This window comes from Agromyces laixinhei (assembly GCF_006337065.1).
In the GTDB taxonomy this organism is placed as follows: domain Bacteria; phylum Actinomycetota; class Actinomycetes; order Actinomycetales; family Microbacteriaceae; genus Agromyces; species Agromyces laixinhei.
Genome location: NZ_CP040872.1, coordinates 2,989,187 through 3,015,188 on the forward strand (window position 1 = coordinate 2,989,187; position 26,002 = coordinate 3,015,188).

The 26,002-nt window shown below is 70.3% G+C and carries 27 protein-coding genes; 9 read left to right on the top strand and 18 right to left on the bottom strand.

Translation table 11 applies throughout. The features are described 5' to 3' along the window. Positions 1–1,131, bottom strand: a complete 1,131-nt coding sequence (locus FHG54_RS14190; protein ID WP_139417850.1) for an AI-2E family transporter — start codon at positions 1,129–1,131, stop codon at positions 1–3. 127 nt (positions 1,132–1,258) lie between these two features. Here FHG54_RS14190 and FHG54_RS14195 point away from each other — a divergent pair, with 127 nt between their 5' ends. After that, positions 1,259–3,223 (top strand): ABC1 kinase family protein, encoded by a 1,965-nt coding sequence (locus tag FHG54_RS14195; RefSeq protein ID WP_168197188.1) that lies wholly within the window; start codon positions 1,259–1,261, stop codon positions 3,221–3,223. 23 nt (positions 3,224–3,246) lie between these two features. On the opposite strand, the gene FHG54_RS14200 is transcribed toward FHG54_RS14195, so the two are convergent. The 3 genes from FHG54_RS14200 to FHG54_RS14210 all read right to left on the bottom strand — a co-directional run bounded on the left by FHG54_RS14200 (position 3,247) and on the right by FHG54_RS14210 (position 7,046). Continuing rightward, the gene (locus FHG54_RS14200; protein ID WP_139417852.1) at positions 3,247–4,728 is read right to left on the bottom strand and encodes a lipase maturation factor family protein; all 1,482 of its coding nucleotides are present in this window, start codon (positions 4,726–4,728) and stop codon (positions 3,247–3,249) included. Between the two features lie 145 nt (positions 4,729–4,873). After that, on the bottom strand, positions 4,874–6,304 hold the full coding sequence (locus FHG54_RS14205) for a phytoene desaturase family protein (protein WP_139417853.1): 1,431 nt from the start codon (positions 6,302–6,304) through the stop codon (positions 4,874–4,876). A 4-nt stretch (positions 6,305–6,308) separates the two neighbouring features. After that, positions 6,309–7,046 carry an NUDIX hydrolase gene (locus FHG54_RS14210; protein ID WP_168197189.1) on the bottom strand — a complete coding sequence of 246 codons (738 nt, stop codon included), beginning with the start codon at positions 7,044–7,046 and terminating at the stop codon, positions 6,309–6,311. A 58-nt stretch (positions 7,047–7,104) separates the two neighbouring features. Between FHG54_RS14210 and FHG54_RS14215 the strand changes: the two genes are divergently transcribed. Further along, complete coding sequence (locus tag FHG54_RS14215; RefSeq protein WP_139417855.1) at positions 7,105–7,938, top strand: MBL fold metallo-hydrolase; 834 nt, start codon at positions 7,105–7,107, stop codon at positions 7,936–7,938. A 116-nt stretch (positions 7,939–8,054) separates the two neighbouring features. Here the strand turns inward: FHG54_RS14215 and FHG54_RS14220 are convergent, their stop codons facing one another. Next, positions 8,055–8,627 carry an NADPH-dependent F420 reductase gene (locus FHG54_RS14220; protein ID WP_139417856.1) on the bottom strand — a complete coding sequence of 191 codons (573 nt, stop codon included), beginning with the start codon at positions 8,625–8,627 and terminating at the stop codon, positions 8,055–8,057. Between the two features lie 103 nt (positions 8,628–8,730). Between FHG54_RS14220 and FHG54_RS14225 the strand changes: the two genes are divergently transcribed. Further along, on the top strand, positions 8,731–9,252 hold the full coding sequence (locus FHG54_RS14225; RefSeq protein ID WP_139417857.1) for a MarR family winged helix-turn-helix transcriptional regulator: 522 nt from the start codon (positions 8,731–8,733) through the stop codon (positions 9,250–9,252). Positions 9,253–9,303: 51 nt separating this feature from the next. Here the strand turns inward: FHG54_RS14225 and FHG54_RS14230 are convergent, their stop codons facing one another. Both FHG54_RS14230 and FHG54_RS14235 read right to left on the bottom strand, forming a co-directional pair. Beyond that, positions 9,304–9,606 carry a DUF1540 domain-containing protein gene (locus FHG54_RS14230; RefSeq protein WP_139417858.1) on the bottom strand — a complete coding sequence of 101 codons (303 nt, stop codon included), beginning with the start codon at positions 9,604–9,606 and terminating at the stop codon, positions 9,304–9,306. 154 nt (positions 9,607–9,760) lie between these two features. Continuing rightward, positions 9,761–10,669, bottom strand: coding sequence for a cytochrome b/b6 domain-containing protein (locus tag FHG54_RS14235; protein ID WP_139418478.1), 909 nt, complete (start codon positions 10,667–10,669; stop codon positions 9,761–9,763). A gap of 194 nt (positions 10,670–10,863) precedes the next feature. On the opposite strand from FHG54_RS14235, the gene FHG54_RS14240 reads away from it, so the two are divergent. Together FHG54_RS14240 and FHG54_RS14245 are read left to right on the top strand one after the other, a co-directional pair. Continuing rightward, positions 10,864–11,505, top strand: coding sequence for a ClpP family protease (locus FHG54_RS14240; RefSeq protein ID WP_139418479.1), 642 nt, complete (start codon positions 10,864–10,866; stop codon positions 11,503–11,505). Further along, complete coding sequence (locus FHG54_RS14245) at positions 11,502–12,119, top strand: ClpP family protease (protein WP_139417859.1); 618 nt, start codon at positions 11,502–11,504, stop codon at positions 12,117–12,119. The genes FHG54_RS14240 and FHG54_RS14245 overlap by 4 nt, the downstream gene beginning before the upstream one ends. Before the next feature lie 43 nt (positions 12,120–12,162). Here the strand turns inward: FHG54_RS14245 and FHG54_RS14250 are convergent, their stop codons facing one another. From FHG54_RS14250 to FHG54_RS14265, 4 genes are all read right to left on the bottom strand, one after another. Continuing rightward, positions 12,163–12,741, bottom strand: a complete 579-nt coding sequence (locus tag FHG54_RS14250; protein WP_139417860.1) for a DapH/DapD/GlmU-related protein — start codon at positions 12,739–12,741, stop codon at positions 12,163–12,165. Next, positions 12,741–13,214 carry a helix-turn-helix domain-containing protein gene (locus tag FHG54_RS14255; protein ID WP_139417861.1) on the bottom strand — a complete coding sequence of 158 codons (474 nt, stop codon included), beginning with the start codon at positions 13,212–13,214 and terminating at the stop codon, positions 12,741–12,743. The genes FHG54_RS14250 and FHG54_RS14255 overlap by 1 nt, the downstream gene beginning before the upstream one ends. 70 nt (positions 13,215–13,284) lie before the next feature. Then, on the bottom strand, positions 13,285–13,491 hold the full coding sequence (locus FHG54_RS14260) for a hypothetical protein (RefSeq protein ID WP_139417862.1): 207 nt from the start codon (positions 13,489–13,491) through the stop codon (positions 13,285–13,287). A 291-nt stretch (positions 13,492–13,782) separates the two neighbouring features. Then, positions 13,783–14,421, bottom strand: a complete 639-nt coding sequence (locus FHG54_RS14265) for an SDR family oxidoreductase (protein ID WP_139417863.1) — start codon at positions 14,419–14,421, stop codon at positions 13,783–13,785. Between the two features lie 74 nt (positions 14,422–14,495). Here FHG54_RS14265 and FHG54_RS14270 point away from each other — a divergent pair, with 74 nt between their 5' ends. Together FHG54_RS14270 and FHG54_RS14275 are read left to right on the top strand one after the other, a co-directional pair. Beyond that, complete coding sequence (locus FHG54_RS14270; protein WP_139417864.1) at positions 14,496–14,966, top strand: NUDIX hydrolase; 471 nt, start codon at positions 14,496–14,498, stop codon at positions 14,964–14,966. 79 nt (positions 14,967–15,045) lie between these two features. Next, a complete protein-coding gene (locus FHG54_RS14275; protein WP_139417865.1) occupies positions 15,046–15,981 on the top strand; it encodes a transposase in 936 nt (311 codons plus the stop codon). A 13-nt stretch (positions 15,982–15,994) separates the two neighbouring features. Here the strand turns inward: FHG54_RS14275 and FHG54_RS14280 are convergent, their stop codons facing one another. The 3 genes from FHG54_RS14280 to FHG54_RS14290 form a co-directional block, all read right to left on the bottom strand. Next, complete coding sequence (locus tag FHG54_RS14280) at positions 15,995–16,828, bottom strand: alpha/beta fold hydrolase (RefSeq protein ID WP_139417866.1); 834 nt, start codon at positions 16,826–16,828, stop codon at positions 15,995–15,997. Between the two features lie 33 nt (positions 16,829–16,861). Then, on the bottom strand, positions 16,862–17,056 hold the full coding sequence (locus FHG54_RS14285) for a hypothetical protein (RefSeq protein ID WP_139417867.1): 195 nt from the start codon (positions 17,054–17,056) through the stop codon (positions 16,862–16,864). A 61-nt stretch (positions 17,057–17,117) separates the two neighbouring features. Next, a complete protein-coding gene (locus tag FHG54_RS14290) occupies positions 17,118–17,720 on the bottom strand; it encodes a class I SAM-dependent methyltransferase (RefSeq protein ID WP_139417868.1) in 603 nt (200 codons plus the stop codon). Positions 17,721–17,804: 84 nt separating this feature from the next. Here FHG54_RS14290 and FHG54_RS14295 point away from each other — a divergent pair, with 84 nt between their 5' ends. Then, positions 17,805–18,662 (top strand): EI24 domain-containing protein, encoded by an 858-nt coding sequence (locus FHG54_RS14295; protein ID WP_139417869.1) that lies wholly within the window; start codon positions 17,805–17,807, stop codon positions 18,660–18,662. Here FHG54_RS14295 and FHG54_RS14300 read toward each other — a convergent pair. Both FHG54_RS14300 and FHG54_RS14305 read right to left on the bottom strand, forming a co-directional pair. Further along, positions 18,601–21,066, bottom strand: coding sequence for a LamG-like jellyroll fold domain-containing protein (locus FHG54_RS14300; RefSeq protein WP_210415433.1), 2,466 nt, complete (start codon positions 21,064–21,066; stop codon positions 18,601–18,603). The genes FHG54_RS14295 and FHG54_RS14300 overlap by 62 nt on opposite strands. A 212-nt stretch (positions 21,067–21,278) precedes the next feature. Continuing rightward, on the bottom strand, positions 21,279–22,424 hold the full coding sequence (locus FHG54_RS14305; protein ID WP_139417870.1) for an epoxide hydrolase family protein: 1,146 nt from the start codon (positions 22,422–22,424) through the stop codon (positions 21,279–21,281). Positions 22,425–22,486: 62 nt separating this feature from the next. On the opposite strand from FHG54_RS14305, the gene FHG54_RS14310 reads away from it, so the two are divergent. Further along, positions 22,487–23,446, top strand: coding sequence for a helix-turn-helix transcriptional regulator (locus FHG54_RS14310; protein WP_139417871.1), 960 nt, complete (start codon positions 22,487–22,489; stop codon positions 23,444–23,446). A 22-nt stretch (positions 23,447–23,468) separates the two neighbouring features. Here the strand turns inward: FHG54_RS14310 and FHG54_RS14315 are convergent, their stop codons facing one another. Beyond that, entirely contained in the window at positions 23,469–24,665 is a 1,197-nt protein-coding gene (locus FHG54_RS14315; protein ID WP_139417872.1) for a hypothetical protein, read from the bottom strand. 88 nt (positions 24,666–24,753) lie between these two features. Then, the gene (locus tag FHG54_RS14320) at positions 24,754–25,953 is read right to left on the bottom strand and encodes a hypothetical protein (protein ID WP_139417873.1); all 1,200 of its coding nucleotides are present in this window, start codon (positions 25,951–25,953) and stop codon (positions 24,754–24,756) included. Positions 25,954–26,002: the final 49 nt, after the last annotated feature.

Below are 26,002 nucleotides of genomic sequence, written 5' to 3' on the forward strand. Positions count from 1 at the left end.
TCAGATCGTGTCCTGCCTCGGGAAGATGACCTTCTCCACGATGATGATGAGCGACGCCGCGACGGGGATCGCGACGAGGGCGCCGAGGACCCCGCCGAGCGTGCCGCCCGCGACGGCCGCGATCACGACGAGCGCACCCGGCACCGCGACCGCTCGGCTCATGATGCGCGGGCTCAGCACGTAGGCCTCGACCTGCATGTAGATCAGGTAGTAGACGGCGGCGGCGAGCGCCGTCGTCGGCGACGCCGCGAACGAGACGAGCGAGATGATGACCGCGCCCGTCAGTGTGCCGACGAGCGGCACGAGCGAGAAGAGGAAGGCGATGAACGCCAGGAGGATCGGCGCGGGTGCCCCGATGATCGACAGGTAGATGAGGCTCAGCACACCGTTGATCGCCCCGAGCCCGAACTGCCCGATGACGTAGCGGCCGACGGATCCCGTGATCTCCTCCGAAACGTCTCGATACCCGGGGCGCGAAGTCGCCGGCACGAACCGGGCCGCGTAGCGCTTCATGGAGTCGAGCGAGGCGAGGAAGTAGAGGGTGAGGATGAGCACGATCGTCGCGCCCGTGAACCCGCCTGCGATGCCGGCACCGACCGCGAGGATGCCGCCGCCGAGCGAACCGAGGTTCGCCGGATCGGCGAGCCACAGGCCGGCCGACTCGATCGCGTCCTTGATCGCGTGCCCGGTGCCGGTGAGATTGTCGAGCCACACCCTGAAGTCGCTGTTCTGCACGTTCTCGACGATGACGTCCCAGTTCTCGACGATGTTGGTGGTCTGTTCGACGACGATCGGCACGATCGTGGCGATGAGCCCGACGAAGATGCCGATCACCGCAGCGAACACGATGACGATCGCGATCCAGCGGGCCATCCCGCGCCGCTGCAGCCAGCTCACGACCGGGTCGAGACCGAGCGCGAGGAAGAGTGCGAGCGCGACGTAGAGGATGACGGTGCCGAGCTCGGCGACGATGCCGCCGATGAGGACCGCGAGCAGCACGCCGAGCGCGCCGACGAAGCCGATGCGGAACGCGTTGATCCGAACCTCGGGCGCGCGGGAGTCCCCGGCGCCGGTGATCTCTGCTGCAGCGGGTGGTGGCGTGGGCTGCACTCGTTTCGTACGGATCCTCATGCGTCTGACGGTAGTGTGCGCAGCCGACCGCCGCGCGCGGTCGGCACGGCGAGTTCGATCCGCCGGGGCGCGGTCCCGGCCGTACGCTGAGGATGGGTCGATCGACTCCGACCCGGGGGGAGCAGCGATGTCGGCGAGTTCCATCATTCTCGGCGTGCTCGCCGTGACCGTGGTGACGATCATCTTCATGGTGCTCCTCGCGGCGATCTCACGGCGATTTCTCGGTGTGCAGGTCGGCACCGGGCGCATCATCCTCGCCGGACTCATCGCGCTCGGCGCTGAGCTCGGGTTCGAGTCGCAGTTCGTCTGGCGTGCGGGTGAGGCCAACCTGGCGCTCGTGCCGATCCAGCTCGGCATCATCGTGCTCGTGGCGATCGGCTTCCTCGTCATCGCCGAACTCGTCGTTCCGAGCGGCACGATTCCGCGACCCGATCGCTGGATCCCCGATCTCCGGCGCAGCATCGACCGCGGTCGCCGCTACTCCGAGGTGACGCGCATCGCAGTGCGCAACGGCCTCGTGCCGTTCAAGCCCGACCGTGCACGCAGCCCGGCCGCCGATGAGGCTCGCCGCACACATGCGAAGGCGCTCCGGATCTCGCTCGAGGAGGCGGGACCGGTGTTCGTGAAGCTCGGTCAGATGCTCTCGACCCGCACCGAACTGCTGCCCCGCGAGTACCTCGCCGAGCTCGAACGCCTGCAGCAGAACGTTCCGCCTGCCGCGTGGACGGAGATCGATGCGCTGATCCACCACGAGCTCGGGGCGAGCGCCGACGAGGCGTTCGCCGAGTTCGATCCCGAACCGTTCGCCGCAGCATCGATCGGGCAGGTGCACCATGCCCGGCTCGCGTCTGGGCAGCAAGTGGCGGTCAAGGTGCAGCGGCCGGGCATCATCCCCGGCGTCGAGCGCGACCTCGACATCGTGCAGCGCATCGCTCGCAAGCTCGAGAACGAGACGGAATGGGGCCGGTCTCTCGGGCTCCGCTCGGTGGCCGCGGCGTTCGTCGAATCGCTCCGCGCCGAGCTCGACTACCGCTCGGAGGCGGGCAATCTCGCTGCGATCGAGGCGACCCAGGCCAGGCATCCGGAGCGCGAGCGTCTCACGATCCCGCATTGCTTCCGTGGCCTGTCGACGGCACGCGTGCTCGTCATGGAATTCATGCCCGGCCGCGCCCTCAGCGACGACGACGGCACTCGCCCCGATTCGGTGAAGAAGGCCCAGGCGTCGCTGCTCTTCGAGTCGCTCATCACCCAGGTGATCGACGACGGCGTCTTCCACGCCGACCTGCACCCCGGCAACGTGATGCTGCTCGAGAGCGGCGGCCTCGGCCTCGTCGATTTCGGCTCGGTCGGGCGGCTCGACTCCGAGATGCGCGAGAGCATCGGTGAGATCCTGATGGCCTTCTACCGCGGTGACGCGCGCGCCATGAGCGATGCACTGCTCGCCCTCGTCGAGTTGCCCGACGACGTCGACGAGTTCGTGCTGCGGCGCGAGATCGGCGGGTTCGTGGCATCCAGGCTCGGACCGGGCTCGGCGCTCGACTCGACGATCGTGGCCGATATGACACGGCTGCTCTCGGAGAATCGGCTGGCGATCCCGCCCGAGCTCGCCTCCGCATTCCGCGCGGTCGCGGTCGCCGAGGGCACCCTGCGAGTGCTCGACCCCGAGTTCGATCTCTTGGCGGCGGCGAGCGGACTCGCGGAGGAGCGCGTCTTCGCTGCGATCCGGCCCGGTTCTCTGAAGGAGGCGGTCGTCGACGAGGTCGGCACGATGCTGCCGATCCTTCGCCGCATCCCCCACCGCTTCGACCAGATCTCGGGTTCTCTCGCGAACGGACGCCTCAGTGTCAACGTGCGGCTCTTCGCCGACCGCCGCGATCGCTCGCTGCTCCGCTCACTCGTGAACCAGGTCGTGCTCGCGTTCCTCGCCGGCGTGCTCGGCGTGATGGCCGCGATGCTCCTCATCAGCGATGCCGGCCCGCAGGTCACCGAGACGCTCAGCCTCTTCCAGATCTTCGGCTACCTGCTCGTGGTGGTGTCGGCGCTGTTCGTGCTGCGGGTGCTGTTCGACGTCTTCCGGCGACGGCGCGAGTAACGACGGCGCCGCCGGAACCGCGCTCACTCGAGCCCCGACGGCGGCACGACCTCACCCACCAGCGTTCGCACCCAACGGTCGCCGCTCTCGCGGAACTCCGCCCGTGTCGCGAACCGGTAGTGGTACGCGCGGGCGCGAATCCACCGCGGGGCGGCGCGGTCGAACGGGTCGGTCTCGAGCAGCGCGAGGGTCGGGGCATCCGCTTCGAGCAGTCGCAGCAGGAAGACCTCGAACCACGGTTCCCACATACGCCCGAGCGGCAGGAACCACATGAGCCAGTCGAGGCGCAGGTGGTACGGCGCCCACTGCCGCGGGATGGCGCGGAGCGCGCCCGGCTTGCCCTTGAACGCGTACTCGCGCCATCCGCCGTCGCCGCCCGGCGCGTCGGTGCCCGCATCGTCGCCGCCATCGTCGCCGCCCGGCGCGTCGGCGAGCGTGCCTTCGACGACGATCTCGATGCGCCGCTTCGTGACGGTACCGAAGGCACCGTAGGCGTTCACGAGCATCCAACGATTGAATGACGCGTTCATGAGCTGGCGACGCGACACGAGGTTCCTGATCGGCCAGAAGCTCAGCACGACGAGCAGTGCGGATGCCGCGAGCACCACGACCGCCCACCAGATCGGCGTCGCCGCGGCATCCGTGCCCAGGTCGGGTGGAATCGCCGGAATCAGCCAGTGCCAGACCGAATCGGTGATGGCGGATGCCGCGAGAACCACGGTGATCCAGTTGAGCCATGCGAAGTTGCCGGTCACGATGAGCCAGAGCTGGGTGAGGATCACGATCGCCGCGGCCGACGACCCCACCGGCCCCGGCACGAAGAGCAGGAACGGTACGAGGAGCTGGGCGAAGTGGTTGCCGAGCACCTCGCCGCGGTGGAACCACTTCGGCAGCAGGTGCGCCTGCCTGCTGAGCGGCCCCGGCATCGGCTGCGTCTCGTGGTGGTACATGAGGGCCGTGAGGTCTCGCCACTCCCGCCCGCCGCGGATCTTGATCATGCCCGCGCCGAACTCGAGGCGGAACACGAGCCACCATACGGCGATGACGATCGTCAGTGGCGGGGGCGTCTGGTCGGAGCCGAGGAACGCGACCGTGAAGAGCGCCTCGCAGAGGAGCATCTCCCAGCCGAAGCCGTAGAACGTCTGGCCGACATTCACGATCGAGAGGTAGAGGCCCCAGAGCGCGAGGAAGACGCAGAGCGGCAGCCACGGCGGCCCGAGCTGCGGCAGACCCGCCACGACGGATGCCGCGAGCACGAGGCCTGCCGCGGAGACGGCGACGAGACGCCGGTCGGTGTAGCCCCAGCGGAAGAGCGTCGGCCCGCGCAGCCGCGAAGCGCGGCGCAGCAGCTCGGGCACGGGCAGCAGGCCGTGCTCGCCGAGGAGCGGCCGGAACTGGTTCAGCGTCGAGAGGAAGGCCACGAAGGCGAACGCGCCCACCCCGCGCTGCAGGATCTGCCGTGCGACCTCGTAGTCGTGCGCGTCGAACCAAGCGACTGCGTCCACCCCCTCACGCTACGCCCGCAGCATCCGACTCACTCTTCTCAGGAGTTTTTCCTCGCGGGGGGCGCTGGAGGCCGGAAATCTCCTGAGAAGCGCCCCGAATCACGGGGTGGTTCCTGAGAAGGGAGAAAAACAGGGTGGGGAGGGGTCAGTGGTGGCCGAAGCGCTCGCGCAGGGCGAGTTTCGCGGCGAACCATCCGTTCATGCCGTGCACGGCGGGGCCCGGCGGCGTCGCGCTCGAGCAGAGGTAGACGCCCTCGACCGGTGTGCGCCAGGGTGTCGGCGAGACGACCGGGCGCTTCAGCAACTGCGCCATCGTGAGCGCGCCCGAGTAGATGTCGCCGCCGATGTAGTTCGCGTTGTACCGGCCGATCTCGGCCGCCGAACTCGCGGCCGAGGCGAGCACGACGTCGCGGAATCCCGGCGCGAAGCGCTCGACCTCGGCGGTGACGAGTTCGGTCGCGTCGAGCGTCGACCCGGCGGGAACATGCGTGTACGCCCACAGCACGTGCTTGCCCGCAGGCGCCCGGCTCGGGTCGACGACGGTCGGCTGGGTCACGAGCACGTACGGATGCCGCGGGCCACCGGCAACCCCGGGTTGCACTCCACGGGCGACGGCGTTCTCGGCCGCCGCGATCTCGGCGCGGCTGCCGCCGAGGTGCACGGTGGGGGCGAGCCGCACCTCGGGGTTTCGCCACGGCACCGGCCCGCTGAGCGCGAAGTCGACCTTCGCCACGCCGGAGCCGTACCGGTAGCGGCGCAGGGCCCGCGCGTAGCGGGCGGGCAACTCCGCGGTGAAGAGCAGCTCGGGCGAGGTGTCGAGCAACACCGCCCGCGAGCCCGAGACCTCGGCGAGCGAGCCCACCGGGGCATCCGTCACGATCTCGCCGCCGCGCGCGCGAAGCTCGTCGGCAAGCGCGTCGGCGATCGTCTGCGAGCCGCCGACCGGCAGCCCCCACCCGACGCCGTGCCCGTGCATCGCGATGAGCAGGCCGGCTCCGGCAGCGGCGAGCGAGGGCATGCCGCCCGCGGCATGTGCCACGGCTCCGGTGAAGAGCGCGGGAGCGACCTCGCCGACGAACCGCGCGTTCCACGCCGCCGTGCCCTGCTCGAGCGCGCGCAGCCCGAACCGCAGCGCGGCGATCGGGTCGCGCGGCACGCGCAGCAACTGCGAGCCGGTGAAGTCGACCACGCCGCGGCTGCGAGCGAGGAGCGGCGCGAGAAGGCTGCGCCAGGCCGCACCGTCAGCTTCCAGACTGTCGACCGTGCGATCGAGGTCACGCCAGGCGACGCCCGCCCGGCCGCCGTCGAGCGGGTGCGCGTACGACACCTCGGGCACCACCCAGTCGACCCGATCGAGCAGTCCGAGCTTCTTGAACACCGGTGAGGCGAGGCCCGCAGGATGCACCGTCGAGCAGACGTCGTGCCGGAATCCGGGCAGCGTGAGTTCGGCCGTGCGAAGGCCGCCGCCGATCGTCGGCGCCGCTTCGAGCACGCGCACCGAGAGCCCCGCGCGGGCCGCGACCACTGCGGCCACGAGCCCGTTGGGCCCGCTGCCGACGACCGTGACGTCGGTCATTCGCTCAGAACCCCGTGTCGACGGTGTTGATGTAGGTCCACGGCAGCCGGTCCATCATGAGTCGGTGGCGACTGCCGACGGCGGGGCCGTCATCGGGCATCGAAACGTCACGCGCCTCGGGCGGGTGCTCGGCAGCGTACTCGTCGTCACCCTGCCAGAGGACCATCCGTCGCTCGGCGACGATCTTCGTGACGAACGACTTCACCTCTGCGGTGCGGAGTTCGGCGAGCGCCTCATCGACGGATGCCGCGTGCGACAGTCCGTGCAGCGTCACCCAGGTCGGGGGCCAGAGTGTCAGGCTCCCTGCCGTATGCCGGTCGAGGGCATCCACCGGGCGCAGCCACGCCGCCTCGGTGACCTCGTCGGGCGCGAGCCGCAGCTCGCCGTCGGGCACGCGCACGGCGAAGAACGTCGTGGTGAGCGACTTCGGCGAGCCCTTCGGGGGCGTCCAATGCGAGAACGGCACGAGCTCGTCGGCGTCGAGCACGAGCCCGACCTCCTCGAAGGTCTCGCGCACTGCGGCGCGGCGAGCGGCTTCGATGCCCCCGATGGGATCGCCCGCGGCATCCGCTTCGTCGACCGCACCGCCGGGGAAGACCCACGCTCCTGGGAACGACCCGCGGCCGCTGGGGCGTTCGGCCAGCAGCATCTCCACACCCCGCTCGCCGTCGCGCAGGAGCACGACCGTCGCGGCCGCACTCGGCCGTGCGGGATTCGTCGATGACTCGCGCGTGCTGTCCATGCACTTCAGACTATGACGGGGCAGGCCCTCATGCACCGGACGCCGGTACACTTCCGGCATGGATGAGCCTGTCGCCCCCGGCCGCCCCGTGTCGACCCTCGCACGTCTCGTGCTCGCTCCGAACGCGGGGCCGATGACGCTCGACGGCACGAACTCGTATGTGCTCCGCGCACCGGGCGCCGACGGCGTCGTCGTGGTCGACCCGGGCCCGGCAGACGCGACGCATCTCACGACGCTCGCCGGCAGCGGCAGGGTCGAGCTCGTGCTCGTCACCCACCGTCATGCCGACCACACCGAGTCGCTCGAGACCTTCCATGCGATGACGGATGCCCCGGTGCGCGCGATCGACCCGGCGCTGTGCCTGGCCGGGGCGCCGCTGGCCGACGGCGAACGCATCCTCGCCGCAGGGCTCGAGATCGAGGTGGTCGCGACGCCCGGGCATACGGCGGATTCGGTGTGCTTCGCGCTGCCCGGCGACGACCTCGGCGGCGTTGGACGCGCCGCCAGCGTCGGCGGCACGATGCTCACGGGCGACACGATCCTCGGGCGCGGCACCACGATCATCGCCGACCCCGACGGCGCCCTCGGCCCCTACCTCGACTCGCTCGAGCGGCTTCTGGCGCTCGGCACGCCCGCGCCGGTCGGCGTACTGCCCGGGCACGGCCCCGTGCTGCCCGATCTCGCCGTGATCTGCCGGGCCTACCTCGCACATCGCGCCGAGCGGCTGGATCAGGTGCGGGCGGCGCTCCGTGAACTCGGCGAAGGTGCGACGCCCGACGCGGTCACCGACCTCGTCTACGCCGACACGGATGCCTCGGTGCGAAGTGCGGCCGAGGCATCCGTTCGAGCGCAATTGGCCTACCTGCGCCACGCGCGGAACTCACCGGAGTGAGGCTGTCTGGTCGGAGGTGACGAATCCGTTGCCTCCGACCAGACGGTCGTCCTTCGACGCACGCGGCGCAACGCGGCGCAGCGCGGCGCAGCGTGGCGCAGCGCGGCGCAGCGTGGTCAGGCGACGAGCGCGACGCCGGCGTTCCAGCCGACCTTCTCCTGCACGGCGAGGGTGAGCTGCAGGAAGCCCACCGACTCGAGCTCGCGGGCCCGGGAGAGGCGCCCGGCGTCGACCGCGAGCACGCCGCCCGCGCGCACCACCTCGGCGAGGGCGAGCTTCGCATCGTCGTCGTCGCCGGCGATGAGCACGGTGGTCGGGTTCTGGCCCACGGTCTTGGCGGCGAGGGTCGCGGCGAAGTTCGTGTTGAAGGCCTTGAGCACCTTCGAGTCGGGCAGGGCTGCGGCGAGCTCGCTCGCGGCAGATCCGTCGGCGGGCACGACGAGGCTGTCGAAGGTCGTGAAGTCGAGCGGGTTCGTGATGTCGACCACGACCTTGCCCGAGAGCTCAGCACCACGCTGGGCGACGATGTCGGCGAGCGCCGGGTGCGGCACGGCGAGCACGACGATGTCGCCCGTGATCTGCTGCGCGGAGTCGCGCCCGATGAACTCGGCGGTGTTGCCGCCCGCGGCGACGATGCCGCCGATGGCGGTGCCCATGCTGCCGTTCCCGATGATGCTGACGGTCGTCATGTCAATTCCTCCCCGCGTCGTTCGACGCGTTTACTTGTTCTGACAACTAACACCGTATCGCCTATTCAGTTGTTGCGTCAACCAATACGGTAGACTCTCAGCCATGACGGATGACACGAGGTGGCTGGCCCCCGAGGAGTCGGCCGCATGGGTGCGCCTCGTGGCGCTCGCCGAACTGCTGCCCGGCGCTCTCGACGCGCAGTTGTTGCGGGATGCCGGTCTCACGCACTTCGAGTACGGCGCCCTCATGGCGCTCGGCGCCGCGCCCTCGCGCACGCTGCGCATGACCGAGCTGGCCTCTCGCACGAACGCGACGCTTCCCCGACTCTCGCACGTCGCCAAACGCCTCGAGGAGCGCGGGCTCATCGAGCGCTTCCCGTGCCCTGAAGACCGCCGCGCCACGAACGCGACGATCACCGCCGCCGGCCTGGCCCTGATCTCCGAAGCGGCTCCCGGCCACGTCGAGACGGTGCGCGCGAACGTGCTCGACGCCCTCTCTCCCGAGCAGCTCGAACAGCTCTACGCGATCGCGGGCGCGGTGCTCGCGCGACTCGACCCCGACGCGCGCCTCTCGGCCACGTCATGCCAGTTCAGCGAGGGCCCCGTCGATCATGTCGTGGCCTGACGACGCCGCGCCCTGCGAGGGCCGCCTGCGCCCGAGGCGCCTGCTCGCGCCTCAGCGCGGGTCGTAGGTGAGGCAGTCGGCGTCGTCGGCTCCTGCGCCGATGCGCACCGAGGGCGCCGTGCACTCGAGCGACTCGTTGTGCACGCACTCCGCCCGCTGGCACGCGCCGACGTGCGTGAGCACCTTGTCGAGCCCGCCTTTCGTGCCGAGCGGAATGAAGGTCGCGCACTCCGCATCGCCGACCGAGCCGCCGATCGTGACCGCGGCGGCGTGGCAATGGGAATGATCGTTGTAGGAGCATCCGGCCACCGAGCATTCGGCGACGGCGGGCAGTTCGTCGAGCGTCATGCTCATGGTGACCTCCCAGTGCGGTGACTGACCTTCGTTGCCCGTGATCGTACGCCCGCGAACCACGATCATGCAGCATCGGCGGGACGATTTTCCGCAGATCAACGCTACTTTCTTCTGAGGTGAGCCTTACCTGTGCGAGCGCCCGACGGCGCTCTGCTCACCGAGAGACGGTGCCTGTGAGACTCGCGATGGGCTTCAGCACCGCGGGCCGCACGGCGAACCACGCTCCGATCATGGCCGCGAGCGACACCGCGAAGATCGCGAAGCCGAGCCAGGATGCATCGTCGCGGCTCGCGTACATCGCGTCGAGATTGCGCAACGCTCCGGTCGCGAAGACGAGCGTCACGTGCACGATGACGAACGCCACGAATGCGAGCATCACCGGATAGTGCACGGCCTTCGCGAGCGAGCGCGTGTACACCCGATTCACCCGGTCGGCGCCCTGCGGCCACACCGAGGAGAGACGCAGGCCCGTGAGCACGGCGAGCGGTGCGACGACGAACACGATCGCGAAGTAGGTGAGCAATTGCAGGCTGTTGTAGTTGACCCAGGCGTGCTCGACCGGCCAGTCGAGCGAGGCATACTGCAGGCCCGCCGAGACGGCGTTCGGCCAGACGTCGGCGCTGGTCGGCACGATGCGCATCCACTGACCGGTGACGACGAGCAGCACGATGAAGACGATGCCGTTGGCCACCCAGAGCACGTCGACCGTGTAGTGCAGCCAGAGGTGGATGCTCACCTTCCACGGCGGGTTCTTCGTGCGGATGAGCCCCTCGTTGCCTCGCACCCAACGCGCAGGCGGACGACCGCCCTTGCGGAGCAGCAACCCCGAGCGCACGAGCAGCACGAGGAAGAACCCATTGAGGAAGTGCTGCCAGCCGAGCCAGGCCGGAATGCCGACGGGTGCCCCTTCGGGCAACGGCGTCGTGCCGGGGTACCGGGCGATGAACTCCTGCACCGCGGGCTGGGCGCGCAACCAGATCGCCACGAGCACGACCCCGCCGAGCAGCGCGACGCCGGCAACGACGGCGAGCGCGACCGGGAGCCACCCGGTGCGTCGACGCAGCGCGTGATGCGCGGGCTGGTCGGTGAGGCGGGTCACCGGAGTATTTTGGCATGACCGCCCGAGTGATCGCAGGCTCGGCGACCCGCAGTGTCACGGATGCCGCTGCCCTCGCCGCTCGGCGGCATCTGCTCGCAGCAGCACTGCTGTCAGCGGCATCCGGCCCGCGTCGCATCGGCCGCGCGCACGCTGGGGGCATGAGCGAACACGATTCCCCACCGATCCATCCGATCGACGCCGACCTCACGAAGCGGCTCTTCCACGAGCGCATCATCGTGCTCGGCGACGAACTCGACCAGCAGGGCGGCAACCGGCTCTGCGCACAGCTCGTCACCCTCGCGGCCGACGACCCTCGCCGCGACATCCGATTCTGGATCAATTCACCCGGCGGCTCGGTGTCGGCGATGCTCGCGATCGCCGACGTCATGCGATCGATCCCGAACGACGTGTCGACGATCGCGGTCGGCATCGCGGCGAGCGCGGGCCAGTTCCTGCTCTCGGCGGGCACGAGGGGCAAGCGATTCGCACTGCCGCACTCCCGGATCCTCATGCACCAGGGGTCCGCCGGCATCGGCGGCACCGCGGTCGACATCGAACTGCAGGCCGACGACCTGCGGTACACGCGCGACACGGTGCTCGGCATCACCGCGGAGAACACGGGGCAGCCGATCGAGCGCATCGCCGAGGACTCGCTGCGCGACCGCTGGTACTCCGCGACCGAGGCCGTCGACTACGGCTTCATCGACCGCATCGCCGACGGATTCGGCGAGATGTTCCCTGGGGGCGACCGGCCCCGGGTGGGACTGCAGGCCCGCACCGGAACAGGAGCCCCGTCATGACGAGCTACACGATCCCCTACGTCACGGAGAAGCGCGGCAACAGCGAGCGCTCGCTCGACGTCTACAGCCGACTGCTCTCGGAGCGCATCGTCTACCTCGGCACCGAGATCGACGACGGGGTCGCGAACGTGCTGATCGCGCAGTTCCTGCACCTCGCGTCGGAGTCGAGCGAGACGCCGATCAGCCTCTACCTGAACTCCCCCGGCGGCTCGCCCGGTGCGGCCCTCGCGGTCTACGACACGATGCAGCACATCCGGCCGGATGTCGCGACCACGTGCGTCGGTCAGGCGGGCGGGCCTGCCGCAGTGCTCCTCGCCGGCGGCGCGAAGGGCATGCGGGCGATCCTGCCGCACGGCCGCGTCGTGCTGCACCAGCCGTCGACGCAGGGTCGCGGCACGATCCCCGACCTGATCCTGCACGCCGACGAGGTCGTTCGGGTGCGCGCCGAACTCGAGGCGGCCCTCGCCGTCGACACGGGTCGCGACGCGACGACGCTGCGCCGCGACAGCGATCGCGACCTCATCCTGCCCGCGGCGGCGGCCGTCGAGTACGGTCTCGCCGATCACGTGCTGACGGCGCAGGCCCTGGTCGGGGCCGGCTCCGAGCCCGGCTGAGGCCGCCGGCTCCGGGCCCGGCTGAGGCCGCCGCGGCCGGTCGCTACCAGCTCCGCCGCACGGTGCCCTTCGGCCCGGCGACGAGGCTCGCCGCCGGCACGTCGTCGGCCACGACCGCGCCGGCGGCGATCACGGCGTCGCGACCGATGCTCACACCGGGCAGGATCATCGCGCCCGCGCCGATCCACACGTTCTCGGCCACGTCGATGGGGGCGCCGCTGAGGAACCGGCGGCGCTCCTCGGGGTCGACCGGGTGCCCCATCGTGATGAACGTGGCCTTCGGGCCCACCATGACGCCATCGCCCAACCTGATGCCCGCGTAGTCGAGGAACGTGCAGCCCTGGTTGACGAAGACCCGCTCCCCGAGCTCCAGCCGCAGGCCGTGATCGGTGTAGAAGGGCGGGTAGATCGTCAGTTTCGGCGGCAGCGGGCGGCCCAGGATCTGCTCGAGCGCCTCAGCCCTGCCCGCCTCATCGTCGAAGGGCAGCGCGTTCAGTCGAGACGTCAATGCGGTGACCGCCAGCACGCGCTCGCTCATCGCGGAGAACTCGTCGCCGAACACGCGCTCGCCTCTCGCCAGCAGCTCCGGATCGTGGATCTGCAGGAAGCGGTCGTCGGTCATCAGGCGGCGAGCAGGTACGCGTTCGAGACTGCGGGTGCGACGGGCGCTGCGTCGAGCGGATGCTCCGGGCCGACGTCGAGGGGAGCGTTCGCGTCGGCACGGAAGGCGAACGACGTCTCGATCCTCAGCAACTCGCGGAGCTCGGTCTCGCGTCGCTCGACATCTCGTCGTTCGCCGAGCAGCCCGCCGACCCGCTGCACGACATCGACGAGGTCGAGCCCGAGCGCCTCGGCGACGGAACCGAGCACCTCCGACGAGGGCTCCTTGCGACCGCGCTCGATCTCCGAGAGGTACTGGGGCGAGACGCCCGCCGTCGCCGCGACCTCGGTCAGGATCCGTTCCTGCCCGAGCCGTTCACCGCGCAGCACCTCGCCGAGTGCATGTCGCCAGAGCGGCTTCGCAGGACCTCGCTCGGCACCCGGCTTCGACGTCTGCGAAGCAGCGACCCGTGTGAACTCGACGACCTTGCCCATGCCGAGAGGCTAGCCGCGGCATCCGCTCGCCGACAGCCCGATCCGCTCAGAGCAGAACGCTGCGCGCCGACTACGCCGGAGGGTTCTCGGGGTCGACGGTCTCGATCGAGTCGGCCTCGACCGCGTTGTCGGCGTCGAGGTCGTTGGGGTCGTCGCCGGTGTCACCGTCGGGGCCGGTATCACGGTCTGGATCTGCAAGGTCGTCGTGCTGCTCGGAGTCGGATCGGGCGGAGCGCCGAGGGTCATGTGGCGGGATCGTGTCTCGTGGTTCGGTCATCGTTCCTCCCGGATCGGCATGGTTCCAGCGTGCGCGCCGCCCACGACCTCCGTCAAGCGGGCGACCCCGCCGCCTTCCGGGCGGAATGGTGGCGGTCGCGGTCGTCGGCGTGCAGAATGAAGCAACTGATGTGGAGGTGGGCGATGTCGACGGAATCCGTGATCTGGTCGATTCTCGGAACTTTCCTGGCCGTCGGGGGCCTTCTGGGGCTCGCGGCGCTCTGGTCGCTCATCCGGCATCCGCGCGACCACTGACCGCCGCGAACACGTGGCATGGGTCGAGCAACGACGGTCAGGCGAGCGCCTCGGCGATCGGCGTGCCGCCGCCGTTGAACCGGAGGGTGCGGCCCACCGTCGAGTCTCGGTGCACCGATTCGAGGGCGACTGCCGCGACATCCGCCCGGTCGACGGTGCCGCTGCTGGTCGCGCCGACGTCGATGAGTCCGGTGCCCTCGCCGTCGGTCAGCGTGCTCGGGCCGAGGATGGTCCAGTGCAGCGACGAGGCCGCGAGGCGCTCATCGGCCGCCGCCTTCGACTCGGCGTAGGCGTGGAACGAGTCGCCCTCGGGCACGCGGTGATCGGGCGAGCCGAAGTACGACACCATGACGTACCGGGTGACGCCCGCCTGTTCGGCCGCCGTCATCGACCTGATCGCCGCGTCGCGGTCGACCGCGTACGTACGGGCCGGATCGCCGCCGCCTGCCCCCGCCGACCAGACCACGGCGTCGTGGCCGTGCAGGATCTCGGCGACGTCGTCGACGTCGAGGCGCTCGATGTCGGCGACGATCGGGCGCGCTCCCGCCGCAACGACGTCGTCGGCATGCTCGGGATTGCGAATGATCGCGTCGACCTCGTCGCCCCGCTCGGCAGCGAGGCGTGCGAGTCGCAGAGCGATCTTGCCGTGGCCTCCGAAGATCACGATGCGTGCCATGGATTCCTCCTTCGAGTGGTCCGTTCCACGTTACCCCCGGATGAGGTACGCCTCTCCGACCTCGGTGGTGCGCCATGCCGGTGAAGAGCGCGGGCCTGCTGCTGTACCGCAAGTCGACCGGCGTCGAGGTGTTCATCGCGCACATGGGCGGGCCGTTCTGGGCCGGTCGCCAGGCTGGTGCCTGGTCGATCCCGAAGGGCGAGTTCACGAGCGAGCGCCCGCTCACCGCCGCCCGGCGCGAGTTCACCGAAGAGATCGGCGTGACGCCGCCAGATGCCGAGGCCGTCGACCTCGGCACGTTCCGCTACTCATCCGGCAAGACCGTGCGGGTGTTCGCGGTCTGCGCACCCGAGTTCGAGGTCGACGCTGTGCGGTCGAACACCTTCGAACTCGAGTGGCCGCCGCGGTCGGGCATGATCCGGGAGTTCCCCGAGGTCGACGATGCCCGATGGACGCCGGTGTTCGAGGCGCGGGAGCTGCTCACCGCCGGACAGCGCCCCGTGCTCGACGCGCTCCTGGCGGAGCTCGACGGCTCCGCAGACTGAATCAGATCGAATCAGGCCGAGGCAGACTGAATCAGATCGAATCAGGCCGCAGACACCGCAGAACGAGGAGGAGGCCGGAATGCCGGCAGACGCGCTCGTGAACGCCGCGACGGACCTGTACGCGCTGCGTCCCGACGAGTTCACTGCTGCCCGCAACGCTCGAGCGCAGTCGGCCGGCGCCGACGATCGCGAACTCGGCGCACGCATCCGGGAACTGCGACGCCCCTCCCCCGCGGCGTGGCTCGTGAACCAGCTCGTGCGCCGCCGGGCCGACCAGGTGCAGGCGGTGCTCACGCTCGGCGCCGAGGCCCGAGCCCGCGAGGTCCGCGGGGCGCTCGACACGGCCGAGCTCGCGGAGCTCGGCCGGCAGCGCCGACGCCTCGTCTCCGCGCTCGCCCGCGATGCCGGCGCGCTCGCCGAGGAACTCGGGGCCCCGGTGCGCGCCCCGGTGCTCGACGAGGTCGCCCAGACCTTGCAGGCCGCGATGTCGGATGCCGCCGCGGCCGACGCCGTGCGATCGGGCCGACTCGTGCGCGCACTCGAGGCGGTCGGCGTCGAGGTCGAGCTGAGCGGTGCCGTCGCGGGCGGGCCGGCGCCGCGCACCGAACAGGCGGGTGCTGCGGGCGACTCGGATGCCGCGGACGACGCCGCTGCCGCGAGCGACGCCGCTGCCGCGAGCGACGCCGCGCCGGCCATGCCCTCGGGCCACGACCGTCGGGCCGCCAGGAAACGCGCCGAGCGCACGGTCGAAGCCGCCGAGCTGCGAGCGGCCGAGGCATCCGCTGCGCTCGAGGCGGTCGACGCCCGGCTGGCCGACGCCAACGGCCGGCACGCCGATCGCGCGGCTCGACGCGACGAGCTCGAACAGCAGCTGCGACGAGTCGAGCAGGAGATCGCCGAGGCCGATCGGGCGACGCGATCCCTCACGCGGGAGCGGGAGCGCGCGGCCGGTGCTGCTCATGCCGCTGAGGTCGACGTCGACGACGCCCGCGAGGCGTTCGCCGAGTTCGAATAGCCGCGAGCGCTGCTCAGACGCGCTCGATCAGCCAGTCCATCGCGTCGGGCACGACGTCGAGCACCGAGATGTGCCCGTCGTCGAGTCGCATCCAGAGCGACGCCCGCGGAATGCGCGCGAGCAGCCACGAGGCGTGCGACGCGGGAACGATACGGTCGCCCTCGCCCTGCACGAGCAGCACCGGCACGTCGATGTCGCCGAGGTCGAAGCCCCACGGTGCTGCGAAGGCGACGTCATCGTCGATGAGTCCGTCGGGCCCGGCCGCTCCGGCGAGCACGGAGTCGGCGCCGAGCGACGCCCATCGTGCATCGAGCGCCGCCAGATCGACGGCGAGGAACTGCGAGGGATCGAACTCCTCGGTCTCGGCGAAGGCCGCACGCGCGGCGCGCCCCCCGACGGCTGCACGAAGGGCGTCGGGCGAGGCCATGCCGGCGAACCAGTCGTACCCATCGGTGCGCGGCGCGACGCCCGCGAGCGTGACCGCACCGACCACGCGACCGGGCAGCAGTGCCGCGCAGGCGAGCGCGTGGGGACCGCCGCCCGACGCCCCCATCACGGCGAACCGCTCGAGCCCGAGCGCATCGGCGATCGCCGCGACGTCTGCTGCCGCCGAGGCGACGTCGCGCCCGGGCCGCGGCGTCGATCCCCCGTACGACGGACGCCCGTAGGAGACGAGTCGGATGCCCCGTTCGGCCGCCGCGACGAGCAGGGGTTCGATCGGCGCACCTGTCTGCGGGGAGCCGTGATGCCACACGAGCGTGAGCGTCGACGCGGCATCCGCGCCGGTGTCGAAGGTGTGCAGGCGAGCGCCGTCGCCGATGGCGACATCGAGTTCGGTGTACGTCATGATCGCCACGTGGTCAGCGCTCCATCGACAGGCTCAGCGCTCGATCGAGCGCTGCCCGCGGTCGCGACCGAACACGCCGCGCAGCACGAAGTACACGATGACCGCGACCACGGCGACGACCACGAGCTTGCCGATGAACCAGAGCAGGCTGAACAGCACATCGACGAGGAACCACGCGATCACGACTGCGGCGATGACACCGATGACGGTCCAGACGGTGCGGCTCATGGTTCAACGCTAGTCGACGGGCCGCGGATGCACCGACCCGCTCGAGACCGCCTGGCGCGCCTCACGGCGCATGGCCGTCGAAGAGCAGCACCCGTACCGGGCCGAACGGCATCGAACGCACGCGCAACGGCCGTGCGTCGTCGGCGACGAACCCCGCGTCGGCAAGTGCCCGAGCCGTGTCGCGATCCCAGTGGCATCCATGGCAGAAGCGGGCGGTGAACGGCGTGGCGATGCGCTGCACCACCCGTTTCACCGTGCGGGGCGGCGCGACGACGTGGTCGATGAACACGACCCTGCCGCCCGGCGCGAGCACCCGGCGCACCTCGGCGAGTGCGATCGCCGGATCGGCGACGGAGCAGAGCACGTAGGTGGCGACGACGGCATCGACCGCGTGATCGGGCAGCGGAATCGCCTCGGCCCGCGCATCGAGCGGCTCGGCGCGGTGACCCCACCCGCGGGCGCGCTGCGCGAGTTCGGCTCGGCGCTCGGCATCGGGTTCGAGTCCGATCCATTCGACGTCGGCGTGCAGGGCTCCGAAGTTCTCGCCCTCGCCCGCCCCGATCTCGAGCACCCGGCCGCGCACCCGCCCCACGAAGTCCCGCTCGAGGTCGTCGAGCCGGTCGTCGTCGATGAGGTCGGATGCCGCGGCCGTCGGTTGCTCCATGTCGCCATGCGAGCACGTCGGCCGTGCGGCGTCAAGGGCGCGAGCGCCGATGCGCTGCCTTCCCGCACCTCGTAAGCTGAGTCGATGCTCAGGCGATTCCTCTCCGGCGCCGGCCTCCTGTTTCGCGGCTTCGGTTTCTGGGGGAGGCGGCCAGGCGTGATGCTGCTCGGGCTGATCCCCGCGGCGATCGTGTTCGTGATCGTGCTCGCCGCACTCGTGGCACTCGGCATCCAGCTGCCGGCGATCGCCCAGTGGGCGACGCCGTTCGCCGAGAGTTGGGACGCATTCTGGGCGGTGTCACTGCGCATCGGCATCGCGGCGGTGACCTTCGCCGGCGCGGTGCTGCTTGCGGCGGTGACGTTCACGGCCCTGACCCTCGCCGTCGGCGACCCGTTCTACGAGCGCATCTGGCGGGCCGTCGAACTCGAACTCGGCGGCGAGGTACCCGATCGCGGAGCGGGGTTCTGGCGCGCCGCGGGCGACGCCGCCGCGCTCATCGCACTCGGCATCGTCGCGGCCGTCGTCGTGGGCCTCGTCGGATTCGTGCCGCTGATCGGAACGATCGCGGCACCGGTGCTGGGCGTGGCTCTCTCGGGCTGGCTGCTCGCCAGGGAACTCACGGCACGCGCCTTCGAGGCCCGTGGCATCACTGCGGCGGCCCGCAAGGCCGTGCTTCGCGGGCACCGGGCCCGGATGCTCGGATTCGGCGTCGCGACGCAGCTCTGCTTCATGGTGCCGCTCGGCGCGGTGGTCGCGATGCCCGCCGCGGTGGCCGGATCGACGATGCTCGCCCGCGGCGCCCTGGATGCCGCCGCAGCGCGGATGTCCCGGAACACCGCTCCGGGACATCCGCTCGATGCGCAGTCTCTCTCGCTGCCCGTCAGCCCTCGCTCTGAACCCGTCGACGGCGGAGCATCAGGAACACCGCGCCCGCCGCAATGAGGACGATCGCGATGCCGCCGAAGACGGCGCCTTCGAAGCCCGTGCTTGCGAGGTCGCCCGAGGGGCCGCCGGCGTCGGTCGCGCCGCCGTCTCCGCCCCCGCTGCCGCCGTCTCCGCCCGCGCCGCCGCCGGTTCCGGGTTCAGCGGCGATCGTGAACGATCCGGTCAACGGTTCGGAGACCCGCTCGCCGAATCCCTGGCGGAGCTCGAAGGCGTAGTCTCCGGGAGCGAGCTCCGCGAGTCGCGGGCCGACGGCCGCTGCGACCTGCCCGGCACCTGCCGAACCGGAACCCGTCGCCGCCGTCTCGCCGAGCGGGATCGACCAGGTGCCGTCGGCGCCGACCGTCGCCGTTCCGGCGACGTCGCCCGTCAGCGACACCGTCGCGCTCGGGGTGCCGGTGCCGGAGATCGCGTCGACGACGGACCCCGCCGGCAGCTGGCCGCTCGGCGCCGTGGTGGTGAGCGTGTCGAGGGCGGGGCGAGCCGTGAGCCACTGGTCGGGCGTCGTCGGACGGTCCACCAGGCGGGTCTCGCCGATGCAGCCGGCCCAGCCGTTCAGCGCGCGGTCGTCAGCCCAGTCGGCACCGAAGATCCACGGCATGTCGCCGTTCACGCTCTGCCCGAGCGTGTCGGTGGTGTTGCGCAGCACCGGCGCGCCGTCGACGTACATGGTCGAGGTCGACGAGGCCGGATCGTTGACGAGTGCGACGTGCACCCATCGGTCGAGCATGATCTCACCCGACCACGCCGTGCGATCGCCCTTCGTCGTCTCGGCGGGAACCTCGGTCCACTGGAACTCCTTGAGGTTCGACAGGCCGAGCGCGGCAGGCGACGCCGTGTAGTCCCACTGCGACCACGGCATGCCGGGCATCGTCGAGCGATTGCCTGAACGGGTGATCGCCTTCATCCAACCGTTCGAATCCGCCGTCCACGAACCGTCGATCTTCAGGAACGTCTCGAGGGTGTACCCGTTCTCGAGCCGGGCGTCGTTGACCGCCGCATCCGGCGCCGTCTGCAGGTAACTGAACCGATTCTCGATCTTGTCCGATTCCGCGAAGCAGACCGCTCCACCGTCCGACGAGAACGGATTCGCCTCGTTCGTGACGGTCACGTCTTCGACCATCGCGGTCGGCGACCCCGATTCGGCGATCGCGACTCGAGTGAGGTCCGCGTCTCCCGCGATGTCCTCGAACACCTGTCGCTCCTGAACGACGCCGGGGGTGTCGCCGAATCTCCAGTGGGCGAGCGTGCCGTCGGCCTCCACGAAGTCCTCACGCGACCCGGGCTGCTCGAGGTCGATCGGGGCGGGTGCTTCGAACCCGTCGAGCAGGATGTCTCTGGCGCGCTGCGTGAGCGACGGCTCGTCGGCAGCCCCGGGCGCGAAGTCGGGGGCGAACCCCGCGAATCGCGTGGCGAAGTCGATGTCGAGTGCGAACTGCTGGTTCGGACCCTCGAGGAACGGCTGGTCGTAGCTGGTCAGCGATTCATGCGGCTTCGTGACCACCCAAGGAGACGCCGTCTGCACCGAGATGCGATCGTTGGTGAGGTCGAACTCGAGCAGCCCCAGATAGCCGTTGCCGCCCTCGTACGCCATCTGGTAGTCCATCAGCACATTCGTGACGGAGTTGCCCGAATCGTTCAGGCGAGTGAGCTGCGCCGCGCCGTGGAAGTGCCCGTTGAACGTGAGGAAGATCTGGTCATTGCCGCGGATGAGCTGATCCCAGAGCCGTGCCCCGTACGGGTCCTCCTTCGGGGTGACCGTGTCGGGCTCGACGTTCAGCAGCGCATGGGTCGTGAGGATGACGGGCAGCGTCGGGTGCTCGTCGATCACTCCCTGCGCCCATTCGAGGGTGGCATCCGAGGCCCGCCAGCTGAGCGCGAGCACGAGGAACTCCTGACCGGCGGCCTCGAACACGTGGTACTGGTTGAATCCGGTCGGATCGGCGCCCCCGAAGGTGGACACGTCGGCGGCGCGCGTCGGACCGAACCACTTGAGGTACGGCTCGGCGGCGAGGTCGTACTCGGTGTCGAAGTGGTCGTCTGCCGAGTTCAGCACGTCGTGGTTGCCTGCGAGGATCGAGTACGGCAGGCCGTCATCGTCGAGCGCCGCGATCGCGTTGTCGGCGGCACGCCATTCAGCCTCCGTGCCGACTCTGTCGACGACATCGCCCAGGTGGGCGACGAACGGGATGTTGAGTTCATCGCGGTGCTCGGCAAGCCACTCGGTCTGCGTCTCGAACGGGTCGCTGCCGTACCTCGGCATGAACTGGTCGGCGGAGTACCGGGAGTAGAACTGGGTGTCGGGCAGCACGGCGAGGGTGAATCGCGCCGCCAGATCCGCCTCCTCGGCCGAGGCTGCGACCGTGGGAACGGCGAACGACGCGCCCAGGGTCGCAGTCGCCACGAAAGCGGCGGCGATCCGCCCCCATCGACGACGAGGTGCAGCGGGCGGACGGTCGGGTGGTGCGAGGCTCACAAGTGCTCCAATCAGTGGAACGTACGTCGCCGCCGGTCGTCCGGCGGCGACGTACACATTTGTGAAGACAAGTGAACGTTTCCCGTCCTCCCCGCGAACCCCCGGCGAACGCGACACGACGCTGCGGGGGCATCGACTCCTCAGGCCGAGCGCTGCCCGGCGAAGAACGCCCTGATGTCGCCGGCCACGAGTTCTGGGCGCTCGAGGGCTGCGTAGTGGCCGCCCTCTTCGAACCGGCTCCAGTGCACGATGTTCGAGTTGTCACGCTCGGCGAAGACCTTGATCGTCTGGAAGTCGTCCTTGAAGACCGCGACACCGGTGCGCGCGCTGCTCACCTGCGGCTCGTCCTCGGCACGGGCGTTGTCGAGGTAGCTGCGGCTCATACCCGCAGCGGCATTTGCGAACCACGTGACGCTGACCTCGACGAGGATCTGCTCGAGCGTGACGAGCGAGGTGCCGTTGCCGAAGGAGTTGAACAGCTCGGAGTAGGCGAACAGACCGATCGGCGAGTCGCTGAGCCCCACCGCCACGGTCTGCGGGCGGCTCGCGTTCATCGTGTTGTAGCCGCCCACCGACTGGAACCACTGCATGTGCTCGAGCCCCGCGTAGTCCTGTGGTTCGAGGTGCTCGAACTCTGCGGGGTCGCCGCTCGGGAACGAGAAGAGCTGCAGCACGTGCAGGCCGAGGAAGCCCTCGGGGTCGAGGAGCCCGAGCTCACGGGCGACGAGCGCGCCGTTGTCGGAGCCGTGGATGCCGTACTCGGAATATCCGAGCCGACGCATGAGCTCGTCGTAGACGCGGGCGACGCGAGCGGTGGTCCAGCCGGGCGCGGCGACCGGGTTCGAGAAGCCGAACCCCGGGGCATCCGGAATCACGAGGTCGAAGGCGTCTTCGGCGCGGCCGCCGTGCGCGACCGGGTCGACGAGCAGGTCGATGAGGTCGAGGTAGTCGACGGATGACCCGGGGTAGGTGTGCGCGAGCAGCAGCGGTGTCGCATCGGGGTGAGGCGAGCGCACGTGGATGAAGTGGATGCGCTGGCCGTCGACGTCGGTCGTGAAGTGGGGCACGGCGTTGATGCGTGCCTCGGCCGCGCGCCAGTCGAGCCCGCGCCAGGCCTCGACGGCCTCGCGGAGGTAGGAGTTCGGGGTGCCGGTGTCCCAGTCGTCGGCGGGAGCAGGCTGGGGCAGGCGGGTGCGCGCGAGCCGTTCCATGAGGTCGTCGACGTCGGCCTGGGGCACGTCGACGGTGAACGGGCGGATCTCGGTGGAAGAGGTGGTGTTCGTCATGTCTTCGACGGTACGGTGTATATAGGAACGTTCAGTTCCTAATGATCGAACGGGTCTGCACGATGTCCGATACCGCCGCACGGCTGCTCTCGCTGCTCGCCCTGCTGCAGTCCCGCCCCGACTGGACGAGCGCTGAACTCGGCGCCAGGCTCGGCGTGACCCCGCGCACCATCCGCAACGACATCGATCGCCTGCGCGAACTCGACTATCCCGTCGACGCGACCCGCGGCGCTGCGGGCGGCTACCGGCTCGGCGCGGGCGCGAAGCTGCCGCCGCTGCTGCTCGACGACGAGGAGGCGGTCGCCGTGGCGATCGGACTGCGGGTCGCGACGGGCATCTCGGGCGTCGAGGAGTCGAGCACCCGCGCTCTCACGAAACTCGAACAGATGCTGCCGTCGCGGCTCCGGCCGACGGTCGAGGCGCTCGCGACGGTGATCGAGCGGGCGCCCGAGAACAACGACACGGATGCCCCCGACCCCGAGGTCGATGCGGCGGTGCTCACAGCCGTGGCGAGCGCCATCCGCGGGGCCGAATGGATCAGGTTCGACTATCAGGGCACCGCGCGCCTCGTGGAGCCGTATCGCCTGCTGAGCTGGGCTCGGCGCTGGTACCTCGTGGGCCGCGACCCGGCAAGCGGGGAGTGGGGCACGTTCCGAGCCGACTGGATCGAACCGCGCATGCCGACGCGACGCCGTTTCGAGCCGGCGACGGTGCCCGGCGGCGACTACACGGCGTTCGCGATGCGGTCGATCGCCGAGAGTGGTTGGAAGGTTCATGCGCGTCTGCGGATCGCGGCGTCGGCGAGCGCGGTGCTCGCGCGCATCCATCACGCGGTCGGCGTCGTCGAGGCCGTCTCCGAGACCGAGTCCGTGCTCGTCACGGGCGCCGACTCGCTCGACACCATCGCCGCCTACATCGGCATGCTGGGCATGGACTTCACCGTCGAATCGCCCGATGAACTGCGATCACTGCTCAAGACGTACAGCGAACGCTACGCGAGAGCAGCAGGCACGCCCGCGTGAGGCGGCGACCCGGCCGAACGATTCAGCGGCACGCCTTCGAACGCTCGATGAGCTCGTCGGGAGGGTGGCCGTAGAGCCACTCGCCGTTGCCGTTGGGGTCGGTGTGACCCAAGCCGATCGCCCAGGCGGTGGCCCATGGCTCGTTGTTGTTCGCGTACTCGCCGACGAGGTCGAGGCACTTCGAGGTGATCGCATGACCGACCTCGTGCGTGACGAGAGCGACGATGGTGGGGTCGCCCCAGCGCTCGGCGATGCTGTTCGAGAGGGTGATCGTCGAGAGGCCGCCTTCCCAGGTGTCCCAGGTCGCGGTGCCGCCGGCCGAGCCGTTCTCGCCGTAGCCGATGACGATCGGCGCCCAGTCGAACTCGAGCAGCACGCCGCCCGCGATCGACCGTGCATAGGCTTCGACGGCGACGCGGCGGTCGTACAGCGGGCCGGCCTTCTCGGCCTCTTCGGCGGCATGGGTCGACTGCAGTGCGTTCGCCGCCGCGACGTACTGATCGATGCGCGCGGCGGCGTCGTGGTCCCACGTCGTGGCACTCGCGAGCTCTTCGACGGTGTTGCGGTACTCGATGCGCTCGATGTTGCGCGCGGACCCGTTGGCGGCCTCGATCGCAGCGGCGACCGGAGCGATGGCCGCGACGTATGCCACGCCGGCGTCGGCGGTCGAACGATCAGCCGACGCGAGGTCGGCGGCGTGCGCGCTCGACGCACGGGCCTCCGCGTCGAGGCGCTCGGTCTCAGCGGCGAGCAGATCCGAGGCGCGGTCGAGGTCGGCGAACCAGACGGGGCGGGGCAACGGCCGGGTCGGCTCGGCGAAGTCCGTGTGCGGTGCCGCCCCGATGACGGTGTCGAGGGTGCCGGCGGCGGTCGACAGCGCGGCCTTGGCCGTGGGGTCGACGAGGCCGTCGGGGGCGGCGAGCATCGAGGCCGCGATCTCCGCGCTCTCACCGGCATCCGCTTCGGCCAGTGCCGTCGACTCGCCGATCGCCGCCGCGTCGTCGACGGCGACCCGGTGGGCTGCCACCGCAGCGTCGAAGCGAAGATTCGCGATCGCACTCACGGCGAGGATTCCCGCCGCGACCAGGAGGAACAGGGCGATGCCGACCATCGTCCACGCGACGACCGAGCGCGAGCGGCGCGGGGTTCCGGGATCATCGGGCACCGCGAGGGCGGGGCCCGAGTCGAGGCTCACGGTCGGCGCGGATTCGGTGGTCACTCGTGAAGTATCGCCGCTCGGGCACGGATCGGGCAATCCGCACGATGATCTCGCGAGTTCCTGATTGTTCCCGATGCCGAGTGCGGCCTCACCGGCAGCTCTGCGAGAGTGCGATGGCTTCGGGTGAGGGCTGCCCGTAGTTGTTCACGCCGTTGCTCTCGTGGGTATACCCCATGCCGATGGCCCAGGCAGTTGCCCAGACCTCGTTGTTGGAGGCAAGGCCGTCGCCCATCAGGTCGTAGCACTTCGAGGTGATCGAGTGGCCGACCTCGTGCACGACGAGCGCCACCACTCCCGGGTCGCCCCACATCTCGGCGACGCTGTTGGAAAGCGTGATCGTCGAGAGCCCGCCGTCGGAGGTGTCCCACGTCGAGGTTCCCCCGTACGAGCCGCCGGTGCCGTATCCGTTCACGGTGGGCGCCCAGTCGAACTCGAGCAGCACGCCACCGGCGATCGACCGCGCGAACTCCTCGACCTGCTTTCGACGCTCGTAGAGCGGTCCGGCCTTCTCCGCCTCCTCTGCACCGTGCGATGCCTGAGCGGCGCTCGCAGCGGCGACATATGCGTCGATGCGCGCCGGGGCGTCGGAGCCCCAGCCCGCCCCCTCGAGGTCTTCCATGGCCAGACGCAGTTCGATGCGGTCGAGGTTGCGGGCCGAACCGGTGGCTGCGTCGATCGACGTCGCGATCGGCGGAACCATCGCGATGAAGTTCGTGCCGCTCGTCTGCGTGTGCACGACGGCATCCTGCACGACCTCGACGTGCTCGCGCGCGCCGATCGCCGCAGCCGCCAACCGCTCGGTGTCGGCCTCGAGTCCCTCGGTGGCGCGATCGAGGTCGGCGAACCACACCGGCCGATCGTGGCCCTCGGGTGCGGCCGCGGACTCGCGGTCGAGCTCTTCGCCGGCATCGATGGCTGCGGTGAGCTCTGCCGCTGCAACACCCAGGTCGCCCTGAGCTGTCGTATCGACGAAGCCGGCGGTGGTGTCGAGCAGATCTGCGGCGAGTGCACCTGTCGACGTCGCCTCTGCGACGGCCGCGTCGAGTTGCGAGTACGCGCCGGCGGCCACAGCTGTCGACTCGGCCTGATCGGCGACCGCTGCGTCGAACCGCGCGTTCGCCGCGGCGTGAACGACGAGGGTCGTCGCGCCGGCGATGAGGAAGACCGTGACGCCGACGACGATCAGGCCGATGGTGCGGGGCGAGCGGCCCGCGGGGGCCGATGAACCGGTGTCTGTTCGTGATGCGTTCGAATCGGGCGTGCTGGCTGCGTCGGCGTCGAAAGTCACCAGTGCAGTATGTCGGCCCCGTTCCGCTGAGACAAGCGGAATATGCGTT

Coding starts and splice junctions, on each gene's coding strand:
- FHG54_RS14295 (WP_139417869.1), top strand. CDS start 17,805: ATGCTCAGGCGATTCCTCTCCGGCGCCGGCCTCCTGTTTCGCGGCTTC.
- FHG54_RS14290 (WP_139417868.1), bottom strand. CDS start 17,720: ATGGAGCAACCGACGGCCGCGGCATCCGACCTCATCGACGACGACCGG.
- FHG54_RS14240 (WP_139418479.1), top strand. CDS start 10,864: ATGAGCGAACACGATTCCCCACCGATCCATCCGATCGACGCCGACCTC.
- FHG54_RS14195 (WP_168197188.1), top strand. CDS start 1,259: ATGTCGGCGAGTTCCATCATTCTCGGCGTGCTCGCCGTGACCGTGGTG.
- FHG54_RS14285 (WP_139417867.1), bottom strand. CDS start 17,056: ATGAGCCGCACCGTCTGGACCGTCATCGGTGTCATCGCCGCAGTCGTG.
- FHG54_RS14245 (WP_139417859.1), top strand. CDS start 11,502: ATGACGAGCTACACGATCCCCTACGTCACGGAGAAGCGCGGCAACAGC.
- FHG54_RS14280 (WP_139417866.1), bottom strand. CDS start 16,828: ATGACGTACACCGAACTCGATGTCGCCATCGGCGACGGCGCTCGCCTG.
- FHG54_RS14270 (WP_139417864.1), top strand. CDS start 14,496: ATGCCGGTGAAGAGCGCGGGCCTGCTGCTGTACCGCAAGTCGACCGGC.
- FHG54_RS14220 (WP_139417856.1), bottom strand. CDS start 8,627: ATGACGACCGTCAGCATCATCGGGAACGGCAGCATGGGCACCGCCATC.
- FHG54_RS14255 (WP_139417861.1), bottom strand. CDS start 13,214: ATGGGCAAGGTCGTCGAGTTCACACGGGTCGCTGCTTCGCAGACGTCG.
- FHG54_RS14230 (WP_139417858.1), bottom strand. CDS start 9,606: ATGAGCATGACGCTCGACGAACTGCCCGCCGTCGCCGAATGCTCGGTG.
- FHG54_RS14275 (WP_139417865.1), top strand. CDS start 15,046: ATGCCGGCAGACGCGCTCGTGAACGCCGCGACGGACCTGTACGCGCTG.
- FHG54_RS14250 (WP_139417860.1), bottom strand. CDS start 12,741: ATGACCGACGACCGCTTCCTGCAGATCCACGATCCGGAGCTGCTGGCG.
- FHG54_RS14310 (WP_139417871.1), top strand. CDS start 22,487: ATGTCCGATACCGCCGCACGGCTGCTCTCGCTGCTCGCCCTGCTGCAG.
- FHG54_RS14225 (WP_139417857.1), top strand. CDS start 8,731: ATGACGGATGACACGAGGTGGCTGGCCCCCGAGGAGTCGGCCGCATGG.
- FHG54_RS14190 (WP_139417850.1), bottom strand. CDS start 1,131: ATGAGGATCCGTACGAAACGAGTGCAGCCCACGCCACCACCCGCTGCA.
- FHG54_RS14210 (WP_168197189.1), bottom strand. CDS start 7,046: ATGGACAGCACGCGCGAGTCATCGACGAATCCCGCACGGCCGAGTGCG.
- FHG54_RS14265 (WP_139417863.1), bottom strand. CDS start 14,421: ATGGCACGCATCGTGATCTTCGGAGGCCACGGCAAGATCGCTCTGCGA.
- FHG54_RS14260 (WP_139417862.1), bottom strand. CDS start 13,491: ATGACCGAACCACGAGACACGATCCCGCCACATGACCCTCGGCGCTCC.
- FHG54_RS14215 (WP_139417855.1), top strand. CDS start 7,105: ATGGATGAGCCTGTCGCCCCCGGCCGCCCCGTGTCGACCCTCGCACGT.
- FHG54_RS14205 (WP_139417853.1), bottom strand. CDS start 6,304: ATGACCGACGTCACGGTCGTCGGCAGCGGGCCCAACGGGCTCGTGGCC.
- FHG54_RS14305 (WP_139417870.1), bottom strand. CDS start 22,424: ATGACGAACACCACCTCTTCCACCGAGATCCGCCCGTTCACCGTCGAC.